This is a genomic window from Pseudomonas sp. W5-36 (genome assembly GCF_046540455.1).
In the GTDB taxonomy this organism is placed as follows: Bacteria; Pseudomonadota; Gammaproteobacteria; order Pseudomonadales; family Pseudomonadaceae; genus Aquipseudomonas; species Aquipseudomonas graminis_B.
On the sequence record NZ_JAXCIQ010000003.1, the window covers coordinates 369,052 to 391,716 of the forward strand.

At 59.9% G+C, this 22,665-nt stretch carries 26 protein-coding genes and 1 tRNA gene; 12 read left to right on the forward strand and 15 right to left on the reverse strand.

Annotation, left to right across the window (positions count from 1 at the left end; all coding sequences use genetic code 11):
* Positions 1–196 precede the first annotated feature (196 nt).
* A complete protein-coding gene (locus tag SLW74_RS07590; protein ID WP_410928515.1) occupies positions 197–550 on the forward strand; it encodes an antibiotic biosynthesis monooxygenase family protein in 354 nt (117 codons plus the stop codon).
* Between the two features lie 118 nt (positions 551–668).
* Entirely contained in the window at positions 669–908 is a 240-nt protein-coding gene (locus SLW74_RS07595) for a hypothetical protein (protein WP_410928516.1), read from the forward strand.
* Here the strand turns inward: SLW74_RS07595 and SLW74_RS07600 are convergent, their stop codons facing one another.
* The 7 genes from SLW74_RS07600 to bglX form a co-directional block, all read right to left on the reverse strand.
* Positions 909–1,532, reverse strand: coding sequence for a flavin reductase family protein (locus SLW74_RS07600; RefSeq protein ID WP_065992302.1), 624 nt, complete (start codon positions 1,530–1,532; stop codon positions 909–911).
* Between the two features lie 202 nt (positions 1,533–1,734).
* Positions 1,735–2,058, reverse strand: coding sequence for a hypothetical protein (locus SLW74_RS07605; RefSeq protein ID WP_410928517.1), 324 nt, complete (start codon positions 2,056–2,058; stop codon positions 1,735–1,737).
* Between the two features lie 407 nt (positions 2,059–2,465).
* Positions 2,466–2,813 (reverse strand): hypothetical protein, encoded by a 348-nt coding sequence (locus SLW74_RS07610; protein WP_410928518.1) that lies wholly within the window; start codon positions 2,811–2,813, stop codon positions 2,466–2,468.
* A gap of 248 nt (positions 2,814–3,061) precedes the next feature.
* The gene (locus SLW74_RS07615; protein ID WP_065992311.1) at positions 3,062–4,384 is read right to left on the reverse strand and encodes an MFS transporter; all 1,323 of its coding nucleotides are present in this window, start codon (positions 4,382–4,384) and stop codon (positions 3,062–3,064) included.
* Positions 4,385–4,737: 353 nt separating this feature from the next.
* Entirely contained in the window at positions 4,738–6,084 is a 1,347-nt protein-coding gene (locus SLW74_RS07620; RefSeq protein WP_410928519.1) for a sigma-54-dependent transcriptional regulator, read from the reverse strand.
* Positions 6,078–7,841: an ATP-binding protein gene (locus tag SLW74_RS07625; RefSeq protein WP_065992315.1), complete on the reverse strand. Its 1,764-nt coding sequence runs from the start codon at positions 7,839–7,841 to the stop codon at positions 6,078–6,080. Before SLW74_RS07625 ends, SLW74_RS07620 begins: the two co-directional genes overlap by 7 nt.
* Positions 7,842–7,884: 43 nt before the next feature.
* The gene (gene bglX, locus SLW74_RS07630; RefSeq protein WP_410928520.1) at positions 7,885–10,182 is read right to left on the reverse strand and encodes a beta-glucosidase BglX; all 2,298 of its coding nucleotides are present in this window, start codon (positions 10,180–10,182) and stop codon (positions 7,885–7,887) included.
* Positions 10,183–10,523: 341 nt separating this feature from the next.
* Between bglX and SLW74_RS07635 the strand changes: the two genes are divergently transcribed.
* The 4 genes from SLW74_RS07635 (at position 10,524) to SLW74_RS07650 (ending at position 13,867) form a co-directional block, all read left to right on the forward strand.
* A complete protein-coding gene (locus tag SLW74_RS07635; protein ID WP_410928591.1) occupies positions 10,524–11,087 on the forward strand; it encodes a LemA family protein in 564 nt (187 codons plus the stop codon).
* Complete coding sequence (locus SLW74_RS07640) at positions 11,087–11,863, forward strand: TPM domain-containing protein (protein ID WP_065992319.1); 777 nt, start codon at positions 11,087–11,089, stop codon at positions 11,861–11,863. The genes SLW74_RS07635 and SLW74_RS07640 overlap by 1 nt, the downstream gene beginning before the upstream one ends.
* Before the next feature lie 27 nt (positions 11,864–11,890).
* Positions 11,891–12,508: a TPM domain-containing protein gene (locus tag SLW74_RS07645; RefSeq protein WP_410928521.1), complete on the forward strand. Its 618-nt coding sequence runs from the start codon at positions 11,891–11,893 to the stop codon at positions 12,506–12,508.
* Positions 12,509–12,649: 141 nt separating this feature from the next.
* Positions 12,650–13,867 carry a class I SAM-dependent methyltransferase gene (locus SLW74_RS07650; RefSeq protein WP_410928522.1) on the forward strand — a complete coding sequence of 406 codons (1,218 nt, stop codon included), beginning with the start codon at positions 12,650–12,652 and terminating at the stop codon, positions 13,865–13,867.
* On the opposite strand, the gene SLW74_RS07655 is transcribed toward SLW74_RS07650, so the two are convergent.
* Complete coding sequence (locus SLW74_RS07655) at positions 13,864–14,763, reverse strand: DMT family transporter (protein WP_410928523.1); 900 nt, start codon at positions 14,761–14,763, stop codon at positions 13,864–13,866. The two genes, SLW74_RS07650 and SLW74_RS07655, sit on opposite strands and share 4 nt — an antisense overlap.
* A 400-nt stretch (positions 14,764–15,163) precedes the next feature.
* Between SLW74_RS07655 and SLW74_RS07660 the strand changes: the two genes are divergently transcribed.
* Both SLW74_RS07660 and SLW74_RS07665 read left to right on the forward strand, forming a co-directional pair.
* Positions 15,164–15,394 carry a hypothetical protein gene (locus SLW74_RS07660; protein WP_065992324.1) on the forward strand — a complete coding sequence of 77 codons (231 nt, stop codon included), beginning with the start codon at positions 15,164–15,166 and terminating at the stop codon, positions 15,392–15,394.
* A 356-nt stretch (positions 15,395–15,750) separates the two neighbouring features.
* Positions 15,751–16,194 (forward strand): DUF2442 domain-containing protein, encoded by a 444-nt coding sequence (locus SLW74_RS07665; RefSeq protein WP_410928524.1) that lies wholly within the window; start codon positions 15,751–15,753, stop codon positions 16,192–16,194.
* Between the two features lie 3 nt (positions 16,195–16,197).
* Here SLW74_RS07665 and SLW74_RS07670 read toward each other — a convergent pair whose 3' ends face one another.
* Positions 16,198–17,232 carry a DUF4917 family protein gene (locus tag SLW74_RS07670; RefSeq protein ID WP_065992328.1) on the reverse strand — a complete coding sequence of 345 codons (1,035 nt, stop codon included), beginning with the start codon at positions 17,230–17,232 and terminating at the stop codon, positions 16,198–16,200.
* 210 nt (positions 17,233–17,442) lie between these two features.
* On the opposite strand from SLW74_RS07670, the gene SLW74_RS07675 reads away from it, so the two are divergent.
* Positions 17,443–17,640 (forward strand): SPOR domain-containing protein, encoded by a 198-nt coding sequence (locus tag SLW74_RS07675; RefSeq protein WP_065992330.1) that lies wholly within the window; start codon positions 17,443–17,445, stop codon positions 17,638–17,640.
* A 92-nt stretch (positions 17,641–17,732) separates the two neighbouring features.
* On the opposite strand, the gene SLW74_RS07680 is transcribed toward SLW74_RS07675, so the two are convergent.
* Positions 17,733–17,858 (reverse strand): hypothetical protein, encoded by a 126-nt coding sequence (locus SLW74_RS07680; protein ID WP_279615269.1) that lies wholly within the window; start codon positions 17,856–17,858, stop codon positions 17,733–17,735.
* A 39-nt stretch (positions 17,859–17,897) separates the two neighbouring features.
* On the opposite strand from SLW74_RS07680, the gene SLW74_RS07685 reads away from it, so the two are divergent.
* Positions 17,898–18,374 (forward strand): hemerythrin domain-containing protein, encoded by a 477-nt coding sequence (locus tag SLW74_RS07685; RefSeq protein ID WP_410928525.1) that lies wholly within the window; start codon positions 17,898–17,900, stop codon positions 18,372–18,374.
* A gap of 103 nt (positions 18,375–18,477) precedes the next feature.
* Here SLW74_RS07685 and SLW74_RS07690 read toward each other — a convergent pair whose 3' ends face one another.
* A complete protein-coding gene (locus tag SLW74_RS07690) occupies positions 18,478–18,885 on the reverse strand; it encodes a type II toxin-antitoxin system HicB family antitoxin (RefSeq protein ID WP_410928526.1) in 408 nt (135 codons plus the stop codon).
* Between the two features lie 37 nt (positions 18,886–18,922).
* The gene (locus SLW74_RS07695) at positions 18,923–19,102 is read right to left on the reverse strand and encodes a type II toxin-antitoxin system HicA family toxin (RefSeq protein ID WP_083233249.1); all 180 of its coding nucleotides are present in this window, start codon (positions 19,100–19,102) and stop codon (positions 18,923–18,925) included.
* Between the two features lie 531 nt (positions 19,103–19,633).
* On the opposite strand from SLW74_RS07695, the gene SLW74_RS07700 reads away from it, so the two are divergent.
* Positions 19,634–20,404 (forward strand): alpha/beta hydrolase, encoded by a 771-nt coding sequence (locus SLW74_RS07700; protein ID WP_410928527.1) that lies wholly within the window; start codon positions 19,634–19,636, stop codon positions 20,402–20,404.
* 57 nt (positions 20,405–20,461) lie between these two features.
* Here the strand turns inward: SLW74_RS07700 and SLW74_RS07705 are convergent, their stop codons facing one another.
* A complete protein-coding gene (locus tag SLW74_RS07705) occupies positions 20,462–21,271 on the reverse strand; it encodes an EAL domain-containing protein (protein ID WP_192135253.1) in 810 nt (269 codons plus the stop codon).
* Between SLW74_RS07705 and SLW74_RS07710 the strand changes: the two genes are divergently transcribed.
* Positions 21,266–21,406 (forward strand): hypothetical protein, encoded by a 141-nt coding sequence (locus tag SLW74_RS07710; RefSeq protein ID WP_167355829.1) that lies wholly within the window; start codon positions 21,266–21,268, stop codon positions 21,404–21,406. The two genes, SLW74_RS07705 and SLW74_RS07710, sit on opposite strands and share 6 nt — an antisense overlap.
* 100 nt (positions 21,407–21,506) lie before the next feature.
* On the opposite strand, the gene SLW74_RS07715 is transcribed toward SLW74_RS07710, so the two are convergent.
* Both SLW74_RS07715 and SLW74_RS07720 read right to left on the reverse strand, forming a co-directional pair.
* Positions 21,507–21,580, reverse strand: a tRNA-Gly gene (locus tag SLW74_RS07715).
* A 184-nt stretch (positions 21,581–21,764) separates the two neighbouring features.
* Complete coding sequence (locus SLW74_RS07720; protein ID WP_410928528.1) at positions 21,765–22,649, reverse strand: alpha/beta fold hydrolase; 885 nt, start codon at positions 22,647–22,649, stop codon at positions 21,765–21,767.
* Between the last annotated feature and the right edge of the window lie 16 nt (positions 22,650–22,665).

Below are 22,665 nucleotides of genomic sequence, written 5' to 3' on the forward strand. Positions count from 1 at the left end.
ACCCAGCGACGAGAGCGGCCGTCACTATGAACCTGCCAGCGCAGAATCAGGCAATAACCGCGCAGTAATTGGCTACCGCAGGGTGCGCGTCTGCCCCTAACCTTCACTTCCCCCCGCCGCCTGTTCCACGGATGCCAGATCCCGAGTCGCGGCACGCCTGCTTAAGCCAAGCACGTAAAGAGAAGGAGCGCAGAGCATGCTAAATACGTCAGTCGTGAGCCATTGGGTCTCCGTCCGCGCCCGGCCCGGACACAGTGCGCAGCTGGGCGCCCGCTTGAGCAGCCTGATCAACCCGTCCGCTGCCGCGTCGGGTTGCCTGCACTTCGCGCTGCAGAAATCCATGACCGACGACGACCTCTGGGTCATAACCGGCTCCTGGGCCGACCCCTCCGCAATGAACGACTGGTTCGCCGCGCCTGAGCTCAACCTGTTTTCCGAACTGGTGACCGAGTTGCTGGTGGCGAGCCTCGACTTTCAAACCTTCGCCACGGTATCGACGGCTCAGGCACAGACGGTTGATGTCCCTATAGGTGCTCGCCTGGTGGGCTAACAGGTTTCGGTGCTATTGCTTGGTTGCAGCCGATAAGGCCTGCGAAGAAAACCTTTCAGGTGTTCGAACGCCTGCGTTTAAAATCCTGCCTTCATTTTTCCAGGCAGGACGTCGGACCATGGCACGCAAAGAATTCCAGCATCACGAGGCCGTTTCGGCAGCGGTCCCCGGTGACGACGGCTACAGTGCCGCGATCGCCGTCAAGGCTCGGGTCATGGGCGGGTCGCCGACCTTTCACCGCGTCCTCGCCGAACAGAAATTCCCCACCGCGCTCGCCGCTGACGACGCCGCCGTAAAAGAGCTGGAGCGGCTCGCCGACGTCACCCAAGAGGGCGAACTGGTGTTCGCCCAGGATTGATCAGACGTTCGGCCGGTACATCTTGAACAGCGACTCTGCGCTTAGCTGGAAATAGTCAGCCGGGCCGCCGCCGCGCAGGATGGGCTCGCCGGCTGCGGTGTCATACACACCTTCCTTCAGCAGCCGCTTGGCGATATGCACCGCCACCACTTCCCCCAGAATCAGCCAGCTCGGCACCACTTCCTTGTCGGCGCGTTGCAGCTGGATGATCTGCGTGACTTTGCATTCGAACGAAACCGGCGTCTCCTTGACCCTCGGCACGGCAACGATGCGCGACGGTTCTGCGGTAAGGCCCGCCAGCTCGAACTCACTCACGTCTGCCGGCACTGCCGCGCAACTCATGTTCATCTGCTCGGCCAGGCTGCGCGTGGCGAGGTTCCAGACGAACTCGCCGGTCTGTTCGATGTTGTTCAGGCTGTCTTTGCGACCGATGCTGCAGAACCCGATGATGGGCGGTACATAGTTGAAGGCGTTGAAGAAGCTGTAGGGCGCCAGGTTCAGCTTTCCCTCTGCGTCCTGGGACGAGATCCAGCCGATCGGACGTGGGCCCACGATAGCGTTGAACGGATCGTGGGGCAGTCCATGACCTTTGGACGGTTCGTAGAAATGAATATCGTCTGACATCGTGTGTTCCTGAGTGTGGGTGTGCGGGCGTGCCGGCCACGGTGAGTGCGTTCACGGAATGCAGGCCGACATAGTGCAAGGCATTGGATGAGGATTCCAGCGACCTCAGAACCCCGCGCAAAAAAAAAGCCCGACAAGTGTCGGGCTACAAAGGGAGTTCAGGAGGTGGAACATGAAGCGGTGGGCATGGTGCGGATAACGCTTAGCTGGCGCGATTGGCACCGACGCGATCGGCGCCGTCAGCGGCCAGACGGTTTGCACCGATATGGTCAGCGCCATCGGCAGCCTGGCGGTTGTTACCTACGCGGTCAGCGCCGTCGGCGGCGAGGCGATTGGCACCAACGTGATCGGAACCATCGGAAGCCTGACGATACGAACCGGTGTGCGACGCATTGGTGTGGGAAGAACCGCCTTCTGCGACAACAGTGCCGTTAAATGCAGAGTGCTGTTCGGAAACAGGCAGAGCGAATGCGCTCGATGCCAGAATGGACAAACCAATACCAAAAATAATATTCGACGTTTTCATGAGTGTTGCTCCAGTAAGTTCAATAATGTTTTCAACTTGGGAATGGAGCCAATGTTACGCGCGTGCCGATTAAGTTGAAGTTAACGCTGTTGCTATCGACCATCGCTAAAAATGATAGTGGGCTGGAGCGCCCGGTTTTAAAGCGTCGGCGAGACATTTGCGCTGGAATGGAGCAATTTTCACCGGCGAAGGCGAATTTGCCTGTTGACTCGGGTGGCTGTTATTTGGTAGCTCGGTGCGCAGCGGGGAGGGGATCGGGCATGCCAGCTAAAGAAAACGAGATGGATACGCGATTCGCTGCTGACCCACATCTGTCAGGAGACCAGTCAAACCGAGGGTTTCAGGTTTCCACGTGCGGGAAAAATTAAGCCCGGCATAAAGCCGGGCTGGGAGAACGACAGGGCGAATCAGCTCAGGCGATTTGCACCAACATGGTCCGAGCCGTCAGCTGCCTGGCGATTGGCACCGACACGATTAGCGCCGTCAGCAGCGAGGCGGTTGGCACCAACGTGATCCGAACCATCAGCGGCCTGGCGGTTGTTACCTACACGGTCAGCGCCGTCAGAAGCGAGGCGGTTGGCACCTACATGGTCCGAACCGTCAGCAGCGACACGACCAATATTAGTGTGGGACGAGCCGCTTTCTGCAACGACCGCAGTATTAACTGCGTGCTGGGCATCAACAACGGGAAGTGCAAATGCGCTGCTGGCAAGAAGGGAGAAAGCGAGGCCGAAGATCAGTTTGTTAGTTTTCATGGTAGTTGCTCCAGATCGATTTAATGAGTGGGTAACTCGGTATGGAGTGAACTTTACTCGCCTCAACATTATTAAAAAGTCAATCGCATTAGTAGCGATCATCGCTGAAATTGATACTGCGAAAAGCGATCGTTATTCATGCACTTAGCGGCTTCTGCGAATGCAAAAGGGCAGCTCATGTGCGTGAGCTGCCCTCGTTTTGCTGCCTTTAAGCGCTGGTCGAAGCGGCTAGCCAGCGCCGTTTCAGGTCAGTCAGTCTCGATCCGCGAATGCTTGCGGGTGTCTTTCATGAACACATACACCAGCAGCGACACTGCGATGCAGGCGGTGACGTACCAGTAGTAGCCGGTTTCCATGCCAATGCTCTTGAACCACAGCGCGATGTATTCGGCTGTGCCGCCGAAGATCGACACCGTCAGTGCGTACGGCAGGCCGACGCCCAGGGCGCGGATTTCGGTCGGGAACAGTTCGGCTTTCACCACGGCGTTGATCGACGTATAGCCGCTGACGATGATCAGCGCTGCCATGATCAGGAAGAATGCGCCCCACCAGCTTTGGATGGTATGCAGCGTGGTGAGGATCGGCACGGTACACAAGGTGCCCAGCACGCCGAAGGCGATCAGGATCGGGCGACGGCCAATCTTGTCAGACAGCGCGCCGATCACCGGTTGCAACAGCATGAACAGGAACAGCGTAGCGGCGGAAATCGTCGTCGAATCGGTGATGCTCATGCCCACCGTGTTCACCAGGTACTTCTGCATGTAGGTGGTGTAGGTGTAGAACGCCAGCGTGCCGCCCATGGTCAGGCCGACGACGGTCATCAGCTCCTTGGGATGGCGCATCAGGGTGCGCATGAGGCTTTCTTTGGGTTTGTCCTTCTTGCGGTTGAACGACTCGGTTTCTTCCATCCCGCGACGCAGGAACAGTGCCACCACCGCGCACAACGCACCAATGGCGAACGGGATGCGCCAGCCCCATGCGTGCAGCTGTTCAGTGGTCAGCGTCTGTTGCAGCACAATCAGCACCGCCAGCGCGATGAGCTGGCCGGAGATCAGCGTCACGTACTGGAAGCTGGAGAAAAAGCCCCGGCGTTCTTTGGTCGCCATCTCGCTGAGGTACGTCGCCGAGGTGCCGTACTCGCCACCTACCGACAGGCCTTGTAGCAGGCGGGCGAACACCAGCATGATCGGGGCGCCAACGCCGATGGTTTCATAGCCAGGGGTGAGGGCGATGATCAGCGAACCGAAACACATCAGCAGCACCGACGCCATCAGCGCGGCCTTGCGGCCTTTGCGGTCTGCGTAGAGGCCCATGAGCCAGCCGCCGATGGGGCGCATCAGGAAGCCCACGGCAAAGATCGCGGCGGTGTTGAGCAATTGGGCGGTGGTGTCGCCCTTGGGGAAGAAGACTTTGGCGAAGTAGAGGGAGAAGGCGGCGTAGACGTACCAGTCGTACCACTCGACCATGTTGCCGACCGAACCGCTGAAAATGGATTTCAGGCGACTTCCGGTGGTTTTTTCGGCGGCTGGCGTGGCAGCCGTTCCGTGGGAGGCAGAATTGGGGATGGCCATGGGATTTCCTGCAAGTCATTGTTGTTAGAAGGAACGCATCGAGGCGGCCTGACGACAGTGATAGCAGGAGCTGTGCCAACGGCTGAAAGGCCCGGAGTAGAGGGGTTGTCGCGGTCAGGGTAAGCGGAAATCCGCTTGATGTCTGAAACCCATGAGCGAAAATCCGCTCATTCCCCGATCTGACAGGATCGAAGTCTCTTCCCGGCTGAAGCCGGTCCCACGGGATCACCGCATGCTCATGTAGGACTGGCTTTAGCCGGGAATGCGTCGTGTGTCGCGCCGCGGAATCGTGGGTGATCTCGCGGGCCTCTTCCCGGCTGAAGCCGGTTCTACACAGATTACATGCGGTCAGATCAGCTCTGTGTATTACCGTCGGCCAGAAAGTCCTCGCGCACCAACCCGTGTCGCTGCATTTTTTCATTCAGCGTACGGCGGGGCAGTTGCAGTTCGTGCATGACCGCTTTGATGTCGCCCCTATGCCGTCGCAACGCCGAGCGAATGCAGTGCGCTTCGAACGCTTCCTGCTGCGCCACCAGCGATTGCCCCATCGGGTTCTCTTGCGCAGCGGGACCGTCCAGCCCCAGCACCTGGCGCTCGGCCGCGTTCGCCAGTTCGCGCACGTTCCCTGGCCAGTCGTGGCTGAGCAGATGGCTCAGTTGTTCCCCGCTCAAGACCGGCGCGTCGCGGCCGAGGCGCTCCGCCGCATTCCGCGAGAAATGGCTGAACAGCATCGGGATGTCTTCTCGCCGCTCGCGCAACGGCGGCAGGCGCAATTCCGCGATGTTCAGCCGATAGGCCAGGTCTTCGCGGAAACGCCCGGCCCTGGCTTCGTCCAGCAGATCGGGCTTGGTCGCGGCAATGATGCGCACATCAATGTCGATGCTCTGGTTCGAACCCAGTCGCTCGATCCGCCGCTCCTGGATCACCCGCAGCAGCTTGACCTGCTGCGCCAGCGGCATGCTTTCGATTTCGTCGAGGAAGACCGTGCCGCCGTGGGCGTACTCCAGTTTTCCGATCCGCTTGCCCTGGGCGCCGGTGAACGCGCCGCTTTCGTGGCCGAACAGCTCGGCTTCGAACAACTGCTCAGGGATCGCCGCGCAGTTGACCGCAACGAACGGCTTGTCTGCCCGCGGACCGAAGTCATGGAGGCAACGCGCGACCATTTCCTTGCCACTGCCGGTCTCGCCGCGAATCAGCACATTGACCGGCAGTTGCGAGAGGTCCAGGACCTGCCTCCGCAATGTCTGCATCGTCGGCGACATCCCCAGCAGTGTGGCATCGAGCCGCGAGCGGTTATCCGCCCGTTCATGCAGCGCGCGGTTTTCCAGCACCAGCGCGCGTTTCTCCAGTGCCCGCCGCAGGCTTCCGAGCAGGGTTTCAGGGGTGAACGGCTTTTCGAGAAAGTCATAGGCGCCGTCGCGCATGGCGTCCACGGCCATTGGCACGTCACCGTGGCCAGTCAGCAAGATCACCGGCAAATCGCGGTCCCGCCGTTGCAACTCGGCCAGCAACTGCAAGCCATCCATGCCGGGCATGCGCACATCGCTGAGGATCACGCCGGGAAAGTGCTCGGGCACTTGCGCCAGGCATTCCTCGGCACGGCTGAACAGGCGGACCTCGAAACCGGACAGCGAGAGCCATTGCTCCACCGCTTCCCGGATGGGCGCTTCGTCGTCCACCACGATTACCGAGTTCAGCATGGGGCGTCGGCCTCCGGGGCCTGGGTCAAACAGAAGAAAAACCGCGCGCCGTTATTAATGTTTTCGGCGCTGAGCCGGCCGCCCAGTTCATGCACGATGGCGAACGAAACCGCGAGCCCCAGCCCCAGGCCATCGCCCACCGGTTTGGTGGTGAAAAACGGATCGAATACGTTAGCCACGTGTTCTTCGGCAATCCCGCCGCCACTGTCGATGACGGAAACGCACCAGTGCTCGCCTTGTGCATCGATGCGGATTTCCAGACGCCTGAGCGGTTTATCGCCCATCGCGTCCAAGGCGTTGCGCATCAGATTGATCAGCACCTGTTCCAGCCGAATCGCGTCACCGCGCACCCAGGCCGGACGCGTGAGGTCGAGCACGCAGCTGACGCGCTCTTCGCGAATCCGCGCATCCAGCAACAGCAGCGCCTGATCGACCACGGTGGCCAGATCAAGGCGCTCGCGCAGGCCGCTGGGGCTTTTACGGGCGAAGGTTTTCAGGTGGCCGGTGAGCGCGGCCATGCGCGTCAGCTGCTGATCCAGCAGGCTCAACGCCTTGTACGCATCGTCGACACGGCCATGCTCCAGCAACAAACGCAGGGTCGCGAGCTGCATGCGCTGCGCCGTCAGCGGCTGGTTGATTTCGTGGGCGAGGGCGGCGGACATCTGGCCGAGCGCCGCCAGCTTGGTCGACTGCACCAGACCGTCCTGCGCGGTGTGCAGGTCGCGCGTGCGCTCTTCCACCAGACGCTCAAGCTCTTCGCGACTGCGCTGGCGCACCCGGGCAAGGCGCCAGCGTTGATACAAAAACAGCCCGAGGAACACCAGGGTCAGCCAGATGCCTGCCGCCGCCAGACCTGCATTGCGCGCGTCTTCGCTGGCGGGCTGCGGTTTACGCAGCAGGTGCAGCGTCCAGCCCTCGGTCGGCAGCGGCATCGACTGCCACAAGAAATCCGCCTGCTCGTTGGGGGCGTCAACGCGGCTGAGGTGGCTATTCTCGCCGAACGCAAGCAGCGGCTCCTGATGCAAGGGCGTCAACGGTTGCTTGTCGTACTGACGCGTGCTCGCCAGTTCGGCGCGCTCTTGCTCGTTCAGCGGTCGCAGGGCCCGATAGCGCCAGCCCGGCTGATTGGCAATGAAGACGATGCCCTTGGCGTCACTGACCAGCAGCAGGTCATCGTTTTGCGCCCAGGTGTGTTCCAGGTCCGGAAACTCGAGCTTGACCACCATGGCCCCGATGAACTGCCCGGCCTCGTCACGCACCGCGTTCGACAGGAAGTAACCCGGGATGCCGCTGGTCACGCCGACGGCATAAAAGCGCCCGACGCCGTTGGCGCGGGTTTGCGTGAAGTAGGGGCGGAAGCCGTAGTTGTGACCCACATAGCTGCTCGGCAGACGCCAGTTGCTCGCGCCGACGGCAAGGCCGTTGCGGTCGAGCAGTTCGAGGGTGGAGGACTGGGCAGCGCCGTTGATCTGCTCCAGTTTGAGATTGAGCGCTTGGGTGGTGTCGGCGCTGACCGGTCCGCTCAGCGCCGCCCGCAGTTGCGGATCAAGGGCCAGAACGGCCGGCAGTGCCCGGTAGCGCTCGATCAGGGTTTGCAGCGTATTGGCGTAGAGCGCCAGACGATCCCTGGATTGTTCAGCGTCACCTTCCAGCGCATGCCGCTGAGCCTGATGCATCGCCAGCGTCGCCGCGATGGCGGCACCGGCGAGGATCAGCAACACGTAGAGCACAAGGCGGACGGAACGGGGCATGGGCATGACCTCCTTTCAGTGGCTGGCGCATTCGCCCCGGACTCCTGCCTTACAGCAAGTTAAACGTTGTCTCTTTCACGTTCTCCGAATCCAGGCCGATCATCAGCTTGAACTCGCCCGCCTCGGCCGCGTACTTCAGCGACGGGTTGAAGAACTTCAAGTCTTCTTCGGTCAGGGTGAAGCTCACGGATTTCTCTTCGCCGGGGTTCAGCATGACCTTCTGAAAGTTCTTCAGCTCTTTCACCGGGCGGCTGATCGACGCGGCGACGTCGCGCAGGTACAGCTGGACCACGGTTTCACCCACGACCTTGCCGGTGTTCTTGACCATGACGCTGGCGGTCAGCTTGTCCTTGCGGGTCATCTTGTTGATCGACAGGGTGATGTCCGACACGCTGAACTGGGTGTAGCTCAGGCCGTAACCGAACGGGAACAGCGGGCTGGTCGGCTCTTCGAAATAGTTCGAGGTGTAGTTCGAATCATTCGGGCGGTAGGGACGACCGGTGTTCAGGTGATTGTAGTAGGCCGGCACCTGACCCACGGAGCGGGGGAAGGTCATCGGCAGTTTGCCGGACGGGTTGTAGTCGCCGAACAACACGTCAGCCAGAGCATTGCCGCCCTCGGTGCCGAGGAACCAGCTTTCCACCATGGCGTCGGCCAGCTCGTTTTCTTCGCCCAGTGCCAGCGGCCGGCCGTTCATCAACACCAGCACCAGCGGCTTGCCCGTGGCTTTGAGCGCGCGGATCAGCTCCCGTTGACGGCCGGGGATCACCAGGTCGACACGGCTCGCGGCTTCGTGGGACATGTTGCGTGACTCACCGACCACTGCCACCACGACGTCAGCCTGCTGCGCGGCCTTGACGGCTTCGTCGATCATTTCCTGTTCCGGACGCGGATCGATGGCGATCTGGTCGTCCATTTTGTTCAGGTAGGTAATGGCGTGCTGATTGTCGGTGACGTTGGAGCCCAGTGCATAAATCAGCTTGGCCTTGTCGCCGACCGCCGCCGCAATGCCGTCGTAGGCGTTGACGGTCTGACGCGCCAGACCGGCCGCCGACCAGCTGCCCAGCATGTCCATCGAGCTCTTGGCCAGCGGGCCGATCACGGCGATGGTGCCTTGCTTCTTCAGCGGCAGGGTGTCGTTCTGGTTCTTCAGCAGCACGATGCTCTTGCGCGCGACGTCGCGGGCTTCGGCACGGTGCAAACGGTTTTCGGCATTACGGTCTGCGGGGTCATCCACTGCCGCACCGATGCGCAGGTACGGGTTGGCGAACAGGCCCATTTCCCACTTGGCGCCGAGCACTTCTCGCACGGCATTGTCGACTTCTTTCTCCGACACTTCGCCGCTCTTCACCAGCCCCGGCAGCTCTTCGCCATAGGCTTTGTCGTTCATGCTCAGGTCGACGCCGGCCTTGATCGCCAGCTTGGCAGCTTCGCGGAAGTCCTTGGCTACGCCGTGGTCGATCAATTCCTTGATCGCGCCGTGGTCGCTGACGGTCACGCCTTTGAAGCCCCAGTCCCTGCGCAGCACGTCCTGCAGCAGCCAGGCGTTGGAGGTGGAAGGCACGCCGTTGATGGAATTGAGCGCGATCATCACGCCCCCTGCGCCAGCATCAATCGACGCGCGATAGGGCGGCAGGTAGTCCTGCTGCATGCGCACCGGGCTCATGTCGACGGTGTTGTAGTCGCGACCGCCCTCGACCGCGCCATACAGGGCGAAGTGTTTGACCACCGCCATGATGCTGTTGGGCGCCTGCATGCTGGTGCCCTGAAACGCACGGGTCATGGTGGCGGAGATGCGCGACACCAGATAGGTGTCCTCGCCGAAGCCTTCGGAGCTGCGGCCCCAGCGTGCGTCGCGGGTAATGTCGACCATGGGCGCGAAGGTCATGTCCACGCCGTCGGCCGCCGCTTCGATCGCCGACACGCGACCGGTGCGGGTGATGGCGTTCATGTCCCAGGTCGACGCGAGGCCCAGGCTGATCGGGAACACCGTGCGCTGGCCGTGGACGACGTCGTAGGCGAAAAACATCGGAATCTTGTTGCGGCTGTGCCCGGCGGCGTCCTGCATGGCGCGGTTGTCCGGCAGCACGACGGAGTTGAACGTGCCGCCGATACGGCCTGCGGTGATTTCCTTGAGAATTTCCGGCTTGGGCATTTCCGGACCGATGCTGATCAGGCGCAGTTGACCGATCTTCTCGTCTAGGGTCATTTGCTTCATCAGGTTGGCGATGAATGCATTCTTGGCTTGCAGCGTGGAAGCGGTGCCGACGCCGGTGGTGGCGTTTTCGGCCCAGGCGGACTGACTGAACAGGCCGATGACGAGACTCAGGAAACACAGCTTATTCATGAATGGTTTTCTCAAGGCGTCGCCGGCAACTCGCGCGTAATACCGGTCAGCCATTGTTATAGGTGTCGAACCTTTGGTTTTTATTGTCGTCAGGACGGCAACGTCGCTGAACTCCTGCCTCATATGAGCATCAGTAGCGCAACGAGTTTTATCTGATTGTGGCCCGGCAATCCAGAGCCCTGACAACGCGATGGGGCGGGATTATGCCGGGGATCGTCCGGTTTGGCTAAAGTCATGACTGACAGGACTAATTATTGATGAGTACAGGGAGCACGCACGCCATGCAAACAGAGCGTTATGACCACAGCCGGGGCAGTCGTTACAAATTGTCACTGGCCTTGATGATGCTGCTGACGACCCTGTTGTCCGGCTGCGGGATCAACAACATTCCGACCTACGACGAGCAGGTCAAGGCCGCCTGGGCACAGGTGCAGAACCAGTATCAACGCCGCGCCGACCTGATCCCCAACCTGGTGGAAACGGTGAAGGGCTACGCCAAACAAGAGCAGGACACCCTGACCGCAGTCGTCGAAGCGCGGGCCAAGGCGACGTCGATTCAGGTAGACGCCAGCACCCTGAACGATCCGGCCAAACTCAAGCAGTTCCAGGACGCACAAGGTCAGCTGACCGGCGCATTGAGCCGCTTGATGGTGGTGTCGGAGCGCTATCCGGACCTCAAATCCAACCAGAATTTCCTCGCGCTGCAATCTCAGCTTGAAGGCACGGAAAACCGCATTGCGGTGGCCCGTCGCGATTTCATCACGGCGGTCGAGCGTTACAACACCGAGATCCGCACCTTCCCGGGCCGTCTGTGGCATACGGTGATGTACAGCGATCTGCCGGTGCGTCCGAACTTCGAAGCCACCGCCGCTGACGCTGACAAAGCGCCGCAAGTGAAGTTCTGATGGGACGCGCGCGCCGGGGAGTGCTGGTCGCGTTACTGGCGATGTCGGTGGGTATGTTTGCCCAATGGGCTCAAGCCGACCTCACGTTTCCGCCGCTGACCGGGCGCGTTGTCGACGCCGCAGGGATGATCGACGGCCCGAGCAAAGAGCATCTCGAACAGATGCTGCGCGCGCACGAAGAACTGACCACCGAGCAAGTGGTGGTGGTCACGTTGCCTGACTTACAGGGCTCAAGCATTGAGGACTACGGCTATCAGCTCGGTCGTCACTGGGGCATCGGGCAGAAGGGCAAAGACAACGGCGCCTTGTTGGTGGTCGCCCGCGACGAGCGCAAGGTGCGCATCGAAGTGGGTTACGGCCTGGAAGATCGTCTGACGGATGCGCAGTCCTCGGTGATCATCAATCAGATCATCACGCCGGCGTTCCGGCAGGGCGATTTCGTCGGTGGCATCAGCAAAGGTGCCGAGGCGATGGTTCAGGTGCTCGGCGGCGATCCCCTCGCCGAGCCGGCAGTCGGCGCCACTGGCAGTGCTGCGGCGAGTGAGGACCAAGGCGTCGACTGGAAAGTGACCCTCCTGTTTCTGGTGCTGTTCGTGGTCATCAGTTACATCAGCGCACGGTCCGGGCGGGGCCGGTCCATCGGCTCCGGGGGCGGTGGCTTTGGCGGCTTCGGTTCTGGCGGCTCAGGCGGCTTCGGTTCCGGGGGCTCAGGCTCGGGCGGCATGCGCGGTGGCGGTGGTGGATTTGGCGGGGGCGGTGCCTCCGGTGGCTGGTAGTCGTTCGCTCAGGAAGGGTTTGCTTGCATGACATTGCTCAATAAAGACGAACAGCAGCGGGTTGCCCACGCCATCGAAACCGTCGAGCGTCAGACCGACGCAGAACTGGTGACGGTGCTGGCGACCAGCGCTGATGACTACACCTACGTGCCGCTCATCTGGGCCGGGGTCGTCGCGCTGCTGGTGCCGGGGTTGATTAACCTGCTGACCGGCTGGCTCAGTGCCAATCATCTGCTGCTGTTCCAGGTTGTCACCTTCATCGTGGTGGCGCTGGTGTGCCGCTTGCCGGGCATCACCACGCGGCTGGTGCCTGTTCGCGTGCGGCACTGGCGGGCGGGTAATCTCGCCCGTCGGCAGTTTCTCGAACAGAATCTTCATGCCACCGCCAATGGCACCGGCGTGCTGATTTTCGTCAGCGAGGCCGAGCGCTATGTCGAGATCATCGTTGATGACGGCATCGCTCGGCGCGTGGACAACGAAGTCTGGCGCGCGATGGTCGAGACCTTTACCCGGCAGGTGAAGGACGGCCGGATTCTGGAAGGTTTCGTAGGGTGCATTCGTTCGTGCGGCGACGTGCTGAGCGAGCAGGTGCCCGTGACCCAGGCGCGCAACGAGCTGCCAAACCGGTTGGTGGTGTTGGAGTAGGGCCTCACGGCTGCCGACACGATCGTTCCCGCGCCCCGCGTGGGAATGCGTCTTCCGATGCTCCGCGTCATTTAATTGCACCTACTGCTTACGACCCGCCTAAAATAGCGCCTCGCATTTCTGCTCCCGAGGCGCTTTCCGATGTCCGTTACCGCACCCGCCACCGTTCCTGCGCAGGACCACCGCGCTCAGTTCCTGAGTCTGCTGGACACCTGCCTGACGCAAAATTCGCTGATCAAACTGGTGCTGGCCAAGTACGTCGGAAGTGAAGCGGAGTTGCAGCGGGTCATCATCAAGCCCGTCACGGTCAAGGATCAGCCTTGCCTGTCCTTCGTCTATCGCTACAAGACCCGCGACATCACCAAAAATCACCCCCTCGCCGAAGCGCAGACGCTGATCGCCAGCCTGCTGCCCGAGTCCTTCAAGAACGCTCATCTGCTGTCGCTCACCGATGAAGTGCAGCTGGAGTTCAGCAAGAAGGGCAAGAGCACGCTGTTCCGCAACAAGGCCCAGCAGGAACGCGAAGCCCCGACGGCCGAGCATGACCGCGAGAAGAAACGCTACCTGGAACTCAGCCGGCCGTTCCTGACCGACCTGGGCGTGACCAACAAGCAGCACGAGCTGATCCCGGCCATGTCGCGCAAGTGGAAGCAGATCAACAAGTTCATCGAGGTGTTCTCCCACGCCCTGGCGACGTCGCCGATCAAGCTGGACAAGCCGGTGACGGTCGCAGATTTCGGCTCGGGGAAGGGTTATCTGACCTTCGCCATCCACGATTACCTGCGCAACACCTTGCAGGCCGAAGGCAACGTCACCGGCGTCGAGTTGCGCGAAGACATGGTCACGCTGTGCAACAACGCCGCCGCGCAGCTGGAGCATCCGGGTCTGGTGTTCAAGTGCGGTGACGTGCGTTCGGTGGCGCCCAGCGAACTGGACGTGATGATTGCCTTGCACGCCTGCGACATCGCCACCGATTACGCCATCCACACCGGCATCCGCTCGGGCGCCTCGATCATCATGTGCTCGCCGTGCTGCCACAAACAGATCCGCCTGCAGATCCAGAGCCCGACGCTGCTCAAGCCAATGCTGCAATACGGTTTGCACATGGGCCAGCAGGCCGAGATGGTCACCGATGCTTTGCGCGCGTTGCTGCTGGAGGCCTGCGGTTATGAAACCAAGGTCTTCGAGTTCATCTCGCTGGAGCACACCAACAAGAACAAGATGATCCTGGCGGTCAAACGCACCAGCCCGGCGGACCCTGCTGAATTGCTGGCAAAGATCCAAGAGCTGAAAGTGTTCTACGGGATTCAGGAACAGTGCCTGGAGCGCTTGCTCCAGGCCGACGGTCTGCTCGGCTAAACGCGAGCGACGGCCACGGGTTTGGGTGCAATCACCGCCGTTTTGCGCCCGATGGCCAGCGTGACCACAACACCGGCGGCGAAGATCCAGGTCGTCGGGTCAATGTGCTCACCGAAAAACAGCGCCGAAAAGGCCATGGTGAAGAACAGCTGCACCAGTTGAATCTGGCTGACCCGCGCGATGCCGCCCATGGCCAGCCCGGCGTACCAGGCGAAGAATCCGATGAATTGCGAGAACAGCGACACGTACCCGAAGGCCCACCAGGTGCCGGGAGAAATCGGGCCCTGGTGCTGCCACGCCAGATAGCTGACGGGCACGATCAATACCGGGATCGAAATCACCAGCGCCCAGCAGATCACCTGCCAGCCACCCATCTCCTTGGCCAGGCGGCCGCCTTCGGCATAACCCAGCCCGCCAATCGCCACCGCTGCGACCATCAGCACATCACCGGCCTGAAGATTACCGGCGCCGCTGATCAGCGCGTAACCCAGCACCAGAACGCTGCCCATGGCCGCGCAGGCCCAGAAGGCTTTCGACGGTCGCTCATGGGAGAGCCATGCGGCGTAGATGGCGACCAGCAGCGGTTGCAGGCCATTGACCAGTGCGCCGTGGGAGGCCGGCAGGGTTTTCATGGCCCAGGCCGAGAGCACTGGGAACCCGACGATCACTCCCAACGCCACGACCATGAGCGCCTTGAACTGCGCGCGGGTCGGCCATTTTTCTCTGCGCCAGAGCAGCAACGCCGCCGCCGGCACCGCCGCAAACAAGGCGCGGCCCAGCCCGTTGAGCAAGGGATGGATTTCCTGCACCACGATGCGGGTCATGGGCAGCGTCAGACTGAAGATCACCACGCCGATCAGTCCGAGGACCATGCCGGTGTTTTCACGAGAGGACATAGAAGGTCTTGCCTTGTTCTTGTGGGTGCGAAACGCACGGGTATTCAGCCACAGAACCTGAGTGGTGGCCCTTTACAGCTGCGTGCGGAATCGTCCGTACACTTCACCCGTTAATCCTCCGGCGCTCAAATCGGCCTCTTCCCGGCTGAAGCCGGTCCTACATTTGAATCGCGGTGCAGTCCGACCGGCTGAAGCCGGTCCTACATTTGAATTGCGGTGCAGTCGGACCAGCTTTAGCCGGGAATCATGGACGGGGACGTGAGGGGGGAAATGCCGTTTTCGAGGATTTTGCGGCTGCGGACTGAATCGCTCTAAATGTTGGTGCAGAAGTTGAATGCAATGTTGCTGCAACAGTTAGAAGGTCAAATTGATGCCGTCGAATTCAGCCAGGAGAACCATCGTGTCGGTTATCGGAAAATGGGCGTTGCAGGGTGTCGTGGTATTCCTTTTCGCATGGCTGGCGACGGTGGCCGCTCAATGGTCGGGCAGCGTCGTGCACACGACGAGCAGCGACCGACTCGCCGCCCTCAGCAGCATGCGCCTGACCACCGAATCGGTCGCCACCAGCATCAATAAACAGACCCAGGGTGGGGCAGTGGTGGTGGGGTCGTTGTCGGAAGGTAACGAATAAAGGGCAGCGGCTGGGAAGATTGGAAGCGGTAAGCGGCTGGAGGACCGGACCTGAAAGGTCCGGTTCTTGTTTTTCCGTGCAGAGTTTGTCCTGGGGAAAAAATTTCTCTAGTATCCCGCCATGGCTACCGTACATAACAATCGCAACTGGAAGATCAAAATCTATCCGGACGACCACGCCCCACCCCATTTCCACGTCCAGACCCTGGCGGGGAGTCGCTCGTGCAAATTGATGGCTTAAGGGTCTTAGGCAAGGGCGCTGAGGGGAAGGCGCTGAAAGAAGCGCTGCAGTGGGCCAGGAGTCATACCCGCGACTTATGGCGGATCTGGTATGAGCAGAATCGGAGGACTTGAGACATGACCAGCAAATTACGCATCGCCGCTGCGCAACCTGTCGCGAACAGCCGCTCATTGATACTCGACTGGAACAACGGCAAGCGTCATACCGTAGATTTATCCGCCTACATCGACCAATTTGAAGCGCTGACGCCGCTGAAGGATGAAACGCTATTCGGCCAAGTGACTTTGGGTGACTGGGGGTTTGACGTTTCGTGGGGCAATGACATCGAGCTGGCTGCGTCGACGCTTCACCGGCTGGCGTTGGAGCAGGCCGGTGAAGTCATGCCGACGCGAGACTTCAAACAATGGATGGAGAAGAACAACCTTTCTCTCTCGGCAGCGGCCATCGAGCTGGGCTTTACGCGTCGAACCATTACTGCTTATAGCAGCGGTGCTGCACTTATCCCCAAGCACGTAGCTTTGGCCTGTCGGGGTTGGGAATATGAGCATTCACCGCGCTAACCCTCAGCTCTTCTTCAACTCCAGCGCTTCCTTCAATCGCGCCACCGGCACGGCCAGTGTCGGATCGCCCAGCGGGTGGGTGGTGGCGTTGAAAAATGTCAGCTCGATGTTCTGCCCTTCAAACAGTTCGCTGTAGCGGCGTTTCTGGTGCTGGATGAAGGCGTCACTGCGCGGCAGCACCGAGATGGCGATGGATTTGGGGCGGGCCTGGAGAATGGCGTTCAGGATGTGTCGATCCTGCTTGCCCAGCGAGTGGCCGAAGACGCACAGCGCGCCCTGATGCTGCGCCAGTTGGGCGTGGCAAAACGACAGATAGTCCGAGCCGCGAATGATCTTCATCTTTTCGTCGCTGCGGCCCTCGCAGACAAACAGCGGCACATCCTCCAGCGCGTTGATCGCGAAACTGCCCAGCAGCGTGCTTTCCGAGGACATCAGCTTGCGCGCCGTACCGTCGAAATTCTTCACCAGGTGCATGCCGCCGTGCAGATACAAGACGCGGGTGGCGTGGCTGTCGGTGCGGTGCAGGTTGAACATCGCATCGTCGTCGAACAGATCATCGAATGGCTGCGCGCCATGCATCGCCGCCCAGTACGCCAGCAGGTCGTAGTTGGTGGAATACACCGTCTGGTAGCGGCTCAGGGCGTCGCTGATCCTGGCGATGGTGGCCGCTTCCATCAGCCGCCACGGGATATGCGCCGAGCGGATGCCGTGAATCAGGGCTTCCTTGATCGCAAAATAGCGGTTGCGTGGCGATGACGAACCAATCGTCAGCGCTGCATTGACCCGCATGGCGACTTTCAAGCCGCTGAGCACCGGCTCGAAATTTTCCGTTTCCATGGATTTGAACAGCGCCAGCTCGGTGGCGCTCAGGGGTTTGTTGCGCGTGGTCTGCGCCAGCTCGAACAGCGAGTCATAGGCGAAGTTCTTCCATACGGCAAGACTGGCGCCGTTGCCCAGCAGCAGTCCCGAGCAGGGAGTGGCGGCTTGCAGGGTGTTCCAGTCGGCCAGTTCGGCATCAAAATCCGTGAATTCCATCATCTCGCTTCGCTTTCAGGTGAGCAGGTACTGACCGGACGCCAGAACGGAGGGGACTTATAGAAACCCAGGTCGGCGTTGTCAACGCAGCATCCCGGCTTCGAGCATTCTTGGCAGGGCACCGCTGGTCTCGGTAACGTCTATAGAGTGAATGGCGGGTGTAAGGTTTTATCCGACAACCCACAACACTCTCTTGAATGAGGGGAGATCGCCATGCATACCGCAATGCTCAGCAAGACGCATTTCAACGGCTACGATGTGATCAACGTGAACAACGGTCCTTGGCGGGTCTGCACCCATCACGATCGACTAGGCTCGTTCTCCACTCGCGAAGAAGCCATGGCGTTCGCGGCTTCCCTGCCGGCTTATCAAGAGCGGACGGCGTTGGCGCCTGCGACTAAAGCGCACTAATAACGCTGTTTATCGCTAGTTGAGCTCTGGCTTTGCCGGAGCTCAATCAGGCGGATGGCAACTCGTGAACTGCACTATCCGTTCGCGAAGTTTCATGCAGGCTGCACGATTCCGTATTTCACGTCTTTTGCTAACTGTTTGATTCGTTGCGCTTTTTGATACTCCGCTTTTTCGGCACGCTCGATGCAACACTCATCACGAACCAGCAGGGTCGGCACTTAGATCGACCCGCCTACCGTGATCTAGAGGAAATCTATATGAACGCCATCGAACTGTTGAAAGCCGACCATGAACGCGTAAAGGCCATCTTGACCCAACTGAGTGAGTCCACTGAGCGCGGTGTTAAAAAGCGCACGGACTTGCTGGCCAAGCTGGAAATGGAAATCACCATCCACACCAAGATCGAAGAAGAAATTCTTTATCCGGCTTTCAAAGAGGCGGGCGGTAAAGAGCAGGACATCATGTACTACGAAGCCAAGGAAAAGCACCGCACTGTCGATGCCCTTGTGCTGCCGGACCTCAAGCAAACTGACCCTGCCACCCCGGAGTTCTCCGGTCGTGTGAAAGTGGTCAAAGAGCTGCTGGAGCACCACATCGAGGAAGAAGAGGAAGAGATGTTCCCGCAAGCTGAAAAGTTGCTGGGCGAGAAACAGCTGGAAGAGCTGGGCGCGCAGATGGAAGCGATGCGGGCCGAGTACAAGAAGTCCATGGCGTCGCCGAGCATTGCGGCGTAGGCGGTAATGGAATGAACAAGCCCGGATTTTCCGGGCTTTTTTGTGGGTGATGGTTTTAATGTCGGTCAGCTGGGTGGAGCTTTTTCCAGCCGCCTGGCTTCGATCAAGCCTGCTGCAGCACTTTCAGTGCGGCTGATGCCAGAAATCCTGATCGGCTTTTCACTTCCGGATGATGTTTAACGTGCTCGTCGATCCGGGTGATCAGGTGGGCCGGTAAGGTAATGTTGAGTTTTTCAGCTTTTCCCAGGTATTTGGTGATGTCTATGTCCACCAGCCCCCAGATGCAGCCCTCAAAGTCAGCCTTGGTCTGATGCACGGTCACCTTCTGAGCTGAGGGAATGGCTGCGCCGTCTTCAGCCAGGATCTCAAGATGGCTTTCAATGGCTTCACGAGCCATGGCCATGGCGTCATCCAGATCGTCACCGGCTGAGAAGCAGCCAGGGATATCTGGAACCTCGACACCCCATGCGTGCTGAGCATCGCCAGGAAGAATCGCGATTGGATAGAGCACTTGGTGTTCTCCTCTTACTTGAGTGATAGCCCGTTCGTTAGAGTTGAGCTTGTCTCATGACGCTGCTTACAAGCTTGCTCAGCAGATCTTTCTTCGGATGAGGGATCGTCACCAGCCCCGTTTTTGTGGGGTGTTTGAAATGGTGATGACTGCCCTTGATCCGTACCAGATACCAACCATCAGCTTCAATGTAAGCAATCAGCTGTCGGCTATTCACATCACCTCCATGTTCGGATCTGCGGTGGTTATCATAACCACCAGTTGATTGTTGTCAAAGCGGTTAGCTACCGAGCCGCCGGGTGGTGGATTGGCATTTCAGACGCGGAGGGAGTCTGACGCACTGCACTGGGAGATTGGCGGAGCATGAGAAAGCGGATGTTTCAATCAGGTACGGCCTTTTCCCGGCTGAAGCCTGTCCTACATTGGGATTGCATGCATTCAGCGGAGTGGCGGTGGACCTCATTGTAGGACCGGCTTTAGCCGGGAAAGCGTCAGCCGACACGCTGCAGAACTGACGACGAACCCACTTGCCTCTTCCCGGCTAAAGCCAGTCCCACAAAATAAGCGCCCGCTTTGTATACCTGTGTATCCAGACCCCTTGCCGATACGGGCTGACTGAAAGCTCCCCCCTCAGCGACACACTGCAGATACGTGCAGCGCATTCAATGATTCACAACGAAGGGCGGGGCCAGGCTTTGGCTATCCCGGTCAAGCCGCCGACCATGAATGCACACTGAGGAAACACCCCATGAACAGAATCAACGCGTCATTGCTGCTAAGCGTTTTTACGGCGGGCGCCCTGGCGCTGGGCGTTGCCAGTGCGGCGCAGGCTGCCCCGGTGAAGAACATCGTGTTGGTCCACGGCGCCTTTGTGAACGGCTCGGGATGGAAGCCTGTCTACGAGATCCTGCGCAAGGACGGGTACAACGTCTCGATCGCTGAACACCCACTGACGTCGTTCGCCGATGACGTGACGGCGGTCAAGCGCATCGTTGACCAGCAGGATGGCCCGACGATTCTGGTCGGTCACAGTTATGGCGGCGCGATCATCACGGACGTCGGCAATGACGCGCACGTCGTGGGCTTGGTGTACATCGCCGCTCACGCGCTGGATCAGGGTGAAACCGAAGCGCAGAACGGCAAATTATTTCCTAACGCCACCAAGGCGGTGAAGCAAACCGCTGACGGTTTCCTGTCCCTTGACCCGGCGTTCTACCCGGCGGATTTCGCGGCTGACCTGCCCAAGGCTCAGGCTGAGTTCGAAGCCATTTCCCAGGAGCCGACCGCTGCGTCGGTATTCACCACGCCCGCTGGGGTGCCTGCGTGGAAAACCAAACCTAGCTGGTACGCAGTGGCCGGGGCGGACCGGATCATCAACCCGGACCTTGAACGCATGTACGCCAAGCGGGCCAACAGCCACACCATCGAGATCAAAGGCGCCAGTCACTCGGTGTACCAGTCCCGTCCGCAGGAAGTGGCCGCGTTGATCGAACAGGCAGCCACTCACGCGGCGGAGTGATGTGTCGCCTTCATAACTGACCCCTAACCCCAGGATCGTCAACGATTGCTCTGGGAATCAAGCGACTTCGACAACGTCCGAGCCGCTTATCAGATGCGACGGCATCGGCTGCAATTGCCCCACCATGGGCTTGGCAAACAGGTAGCCCTGCATCAGTTCGACGCCCAGGCCCAGCAAGGCGTCGCGCTCTTCGCAGGTCTCGATGCCTTCGGCGACCACGGTGATACCCAGACGCTTCGAAACCAGCACAATCCCTTCAACAATCGCCTGACGTACACCGTCCCTGTCGATATCACGGGTGAGCGCCATGTCGATTTTCAGCACCTGCGGCTGAAACATCGCCAGCATGTTGAGGCCGGAATATCCTGATCCGAAGTCATCGATAGCGGTGGTGAAACCTTGCCGCGCGTACTCTTCAAAAATCGACTTGAGATGGTTCGGGTCTTCGACGCGCTCGCCTTCGGTGACCTCGAACATGAGCCGATCCACCGGGAAGTCGAACGTCCGAGACGCTTCAAGGGTTGCGCGAATGCAGGTTTCCGCCCGATACACCGCTTTGGGCAGGAAGTTGATACTCAGCTTGCAGTCTGGAATCGCGGGAAGGCCCAACTGGGTAGCGAGCTCGATGGCCCGCACCCGGCATGCCTGATCGAACCGGTACCGGTTACCGTCGTTGACCTGACCCAGAATGAACGCAGCGGACTCGCCGTTGACACCTCGTACCAGCGCCTCGTAAGCGAAGGGCGCGCCCGTGGTGACATTGAAAATAGGCTGAAAAGCCATGGTGAAGTCGAATCCCAGCCCTTCAAGGTTTCGGCATTCAGCGCAGCCAATGGATTCGAAGGTTGCCAGGGGAATGTGTTGCATGATCGTCACTGCCTTGAGATTTGGTCGGTCGATCTGTGGATTTCGAGCGACTGGTTTCTCTGTATCGGCAGCGTCGGTGAAAACTTTGCTGCGGATTTTCAGCAGGGGATCAGCGGTAGCGAAGTCGATGCGTGAGAGGGGGCGGCCTGTCTCGGACTTTTAGAAGGCGAGGGCAAGAGGCGAGGTTGATTCTGAAAGAGGGAGGGGCTGAAAGGCCCGGAAACACTGGGGGAGATGGAGCGGGTAGAGGGAATCGAACCCTCAACTAAAGCTTGGGAAGCTTTCGTTTTACCACTAAACTATACCCGCTTTTAAATCGACGCCTTTGGCGCGGCTGACTTTGTACCAGATGCTGCGTGTTAATTGAAGCGTTATATGCCGCACCGACCAAATGCCACCTCGCCGACCCCTGATTCGCCTTCCAATGGCACTCCTCAACGGTTGCAGAAGACCCTTCCTTCCCCGACTTCTGCCCTTGCATCTCCCATTCCAGTCACACCGCAAACGCCTGTTGCAACTGCCCCGTTCTGTAATGAACGCGGCGGGGTTCAGGCGCGGGCGTCAGAAACCCATGCAGTGCATTTTTCGATGCCAGGCATGCCGCCTTGTTCTCCATGTCCAGAAAGTGCCCGGCATCCTGAAGGGTGCTGAAGTGGCAATCGCGGATGTGGTGAGCGAAGTGCCGGGCGTCGGCAGCCGAGGTGTATTCGTCCCACGCGCCGTTCATGAACAGCATCGGCACATTGATGCGCTTCGCCGCTTTCATCTGAGGATGATTGCTCGGGTCCAACACATGATCGATGTGGTGGTGCATCTGCGCGTACTCATGCAAATCCAGAGAGCTGACGTGCTTGTGGTTATAGCGTTTGAACAGCGAGGGCAGGTGTTTGCCCAGGGTGCTGTTGAGCAACTCCCCGACCCCGTGACGATTGTAAGTGCCGAAGTATTGCCGGCCGCGCTCGAGATAGTCGCGCAGCGGGTCGCTGATGACGGGAGAGAATGAGCTGATGACTGCCTTTTCGATTCGTTTGGGCCGGTGCGCCAGAGCGACCAGTGCCGCCGCGCCGCCCCATGAGAACGACATCAGGAGTTCGGCGTTGAAATGGTCGATCAGCTCCAGAAGCAGCTGTCCTTCAATCTCTTTGGTGAGCGGCCGTTCATGGGCATTGTGGGGTTTTGATTTACCGGCGTAGGGCGGGTCGTACAGCACGACGTTGAATTGCGGGTGAAGGTTGCGCACGGTCTGAGCGAAGGAGGTGGTCGTGGCAAGCGAGCCATTGACCAGAATGATGGTCTGCTCGGCGGCGTCTGCGCGGTACAGCTCCGTATACACCCGGAACTGGGCCTGTATATCCAGCACAGCGATTTCTGCTTTCATCTCCATGTCTCCTGAC

Excerpts from the sequence above, each read along its gene's own strand:
- SLW74_RS07620 (WP_410928519.1), bottom strand. The coding sequence starts at position 6,084 with ATGCTGAACTCGGTAATCGTGGTGGACGACGAAGCGCCCATCCGGGAA.
- SLW74_RS07720 (WP_410928528.1), bottom strand. The coding sequence starts at position 22,649 with ATGAAAGCAGAAATCGCTGTGCTGGATATACAGGCCCAGTTCCGGGTG.
- SLW74_RS07650 (WP_410928522.1), top strand. The coding sequence starts at position 12,650 with ATGTCCGTTACCGCACCCGCCACCGTTCCTGCGCAGGACCACCGCGCT.
- SLW74_RS07600 (WP_065992302.1), bottom strand. The coding sequence starts at position 1,532 with ATGTCAGACGATATTCATTTCTACGAACCGTCCAAAGGTCATGGACTG.
- SLW74_RS07675 (WP_065992330.1), top strand. The coding sequence starts at position 17,443 with ATGCATACCGCAATGCTCAGCAAGACGCATTTCAACGGCTACGATGTG.
- SLW74_RS07700 (WP_410928527.1), top strand. The coding sequence starts at position 19,634 with ATGAACAGAATCAACGCGTCATTGCTGCTAAGCGTTTTTACGGCGGGC.
- SLW74_RS07655 (WP_410928523.1), bottom strand. The coding sequence starts at position 14,763 with ATGTCCTCTCGTGAAAACACCGGCATGGTCCTCGGACTGATCGGCGTG.
- SLW74_RS07615 (WP_065992311.1), bottom strand. The coding sequence starts at position 4,384 with ATGGCCATCCCCAATTCTGCCTCCCACGGAACGGCTGCCACGCCAGCC.
- SLW74_RS07685 (WP_410928525.1), top strand. The coding sequence starts at position 17,898 with ATGAACGCCATCGAACTGTTGAAAGCCGACCATGAACGCGTAAAGGCC.
- SLW74_RS07705 (WP_192135253.1), bottom strand. The coding sequence starts at position 21,271 with ATGCAACACATTCCCCTGGCAACCTTCGAATCCATTGGCTGCGCTGAA.
- SLW74_RS07590 (WP_410928515.1), top strand. The coding sequence starts at position 197 with ATGCTAAATACGTCAGTCGTGAGCCATTGGGTCTCCGTCCGCGCCCGG.
- SLW74_RS07640 (WP_065992319.1), top strand. The coding sequence starts at position 11,087 with ATGGGACGCGCGCGCCGGGGAGTGCTGGTCGCGTTACTGGCGATGTCG.
- SLW74_RS07610 (WP_410928518.1), bottom strand. The coding sequence starts at position 2,813 with ATGAAAACTAACAAACTGATCTTCGGCCTCGCTTTCTCCCTTCTTGCC.
- SLW74_RS07635 (WP_410928591.1), top strand. The coding sequence starts at position 10,524 with ATGATGCTGCTGACGACCCTGTTGTCCGGCTGCGGGATCAACAACATT.
- SLW74_RS07665 (WP_410928524.1), top strand. The coding sequence starts at position 15,751 with ATGACCAGCAAATTACGCATCGCCGCTGCGCAACCTGTCGCGAACAGC.
- SLW74_RS07595 (WP_410928516.1), top strand. The coding sequence starts at position 669 with ATGGCACGCAAAGAATTCCAGCATCACGAGGCCGTTTCGGCAGCGGTC.
- SLW74_RS07645 (WP_410928521.1), top strand. The coding sequence starts at position 11,891 with ATGACATTGCTCAATAAAGACGAACAGCAGCGGGTTGCCCACGCCATC.
- bglX (WP_410928520.1), bottom strand. The coding sequence starts at position 10,182 with ATGAATAAGCTGTGTTTCCTGAGTCTCGTCATCGGCCTGTTCAGTCAG.
- SLW74_RS07670 (WP_065992328.1), bottom strand. The coding sequence starts at position 17,232 with ATGATGGAATTCACGGATTTTGATGCCGAACTGGCCGACTGGAACACC.
- SLW74_RS07605 (WP_410928517.1), bottom strand. The coding sequence starts at position 2,058 with ATGAAAACGTCGAATATTATTTTTGGTATTGGTTTGTCCATTCTGGCA.
- SLW74_RS07625 (WP_065992315.1), bottom strand. The coding sequence starts at position 7,841 with ATGCCCATGCCCCGTTCCGTCCGCCTTGTGCTCTACGTGTTGCTGATC.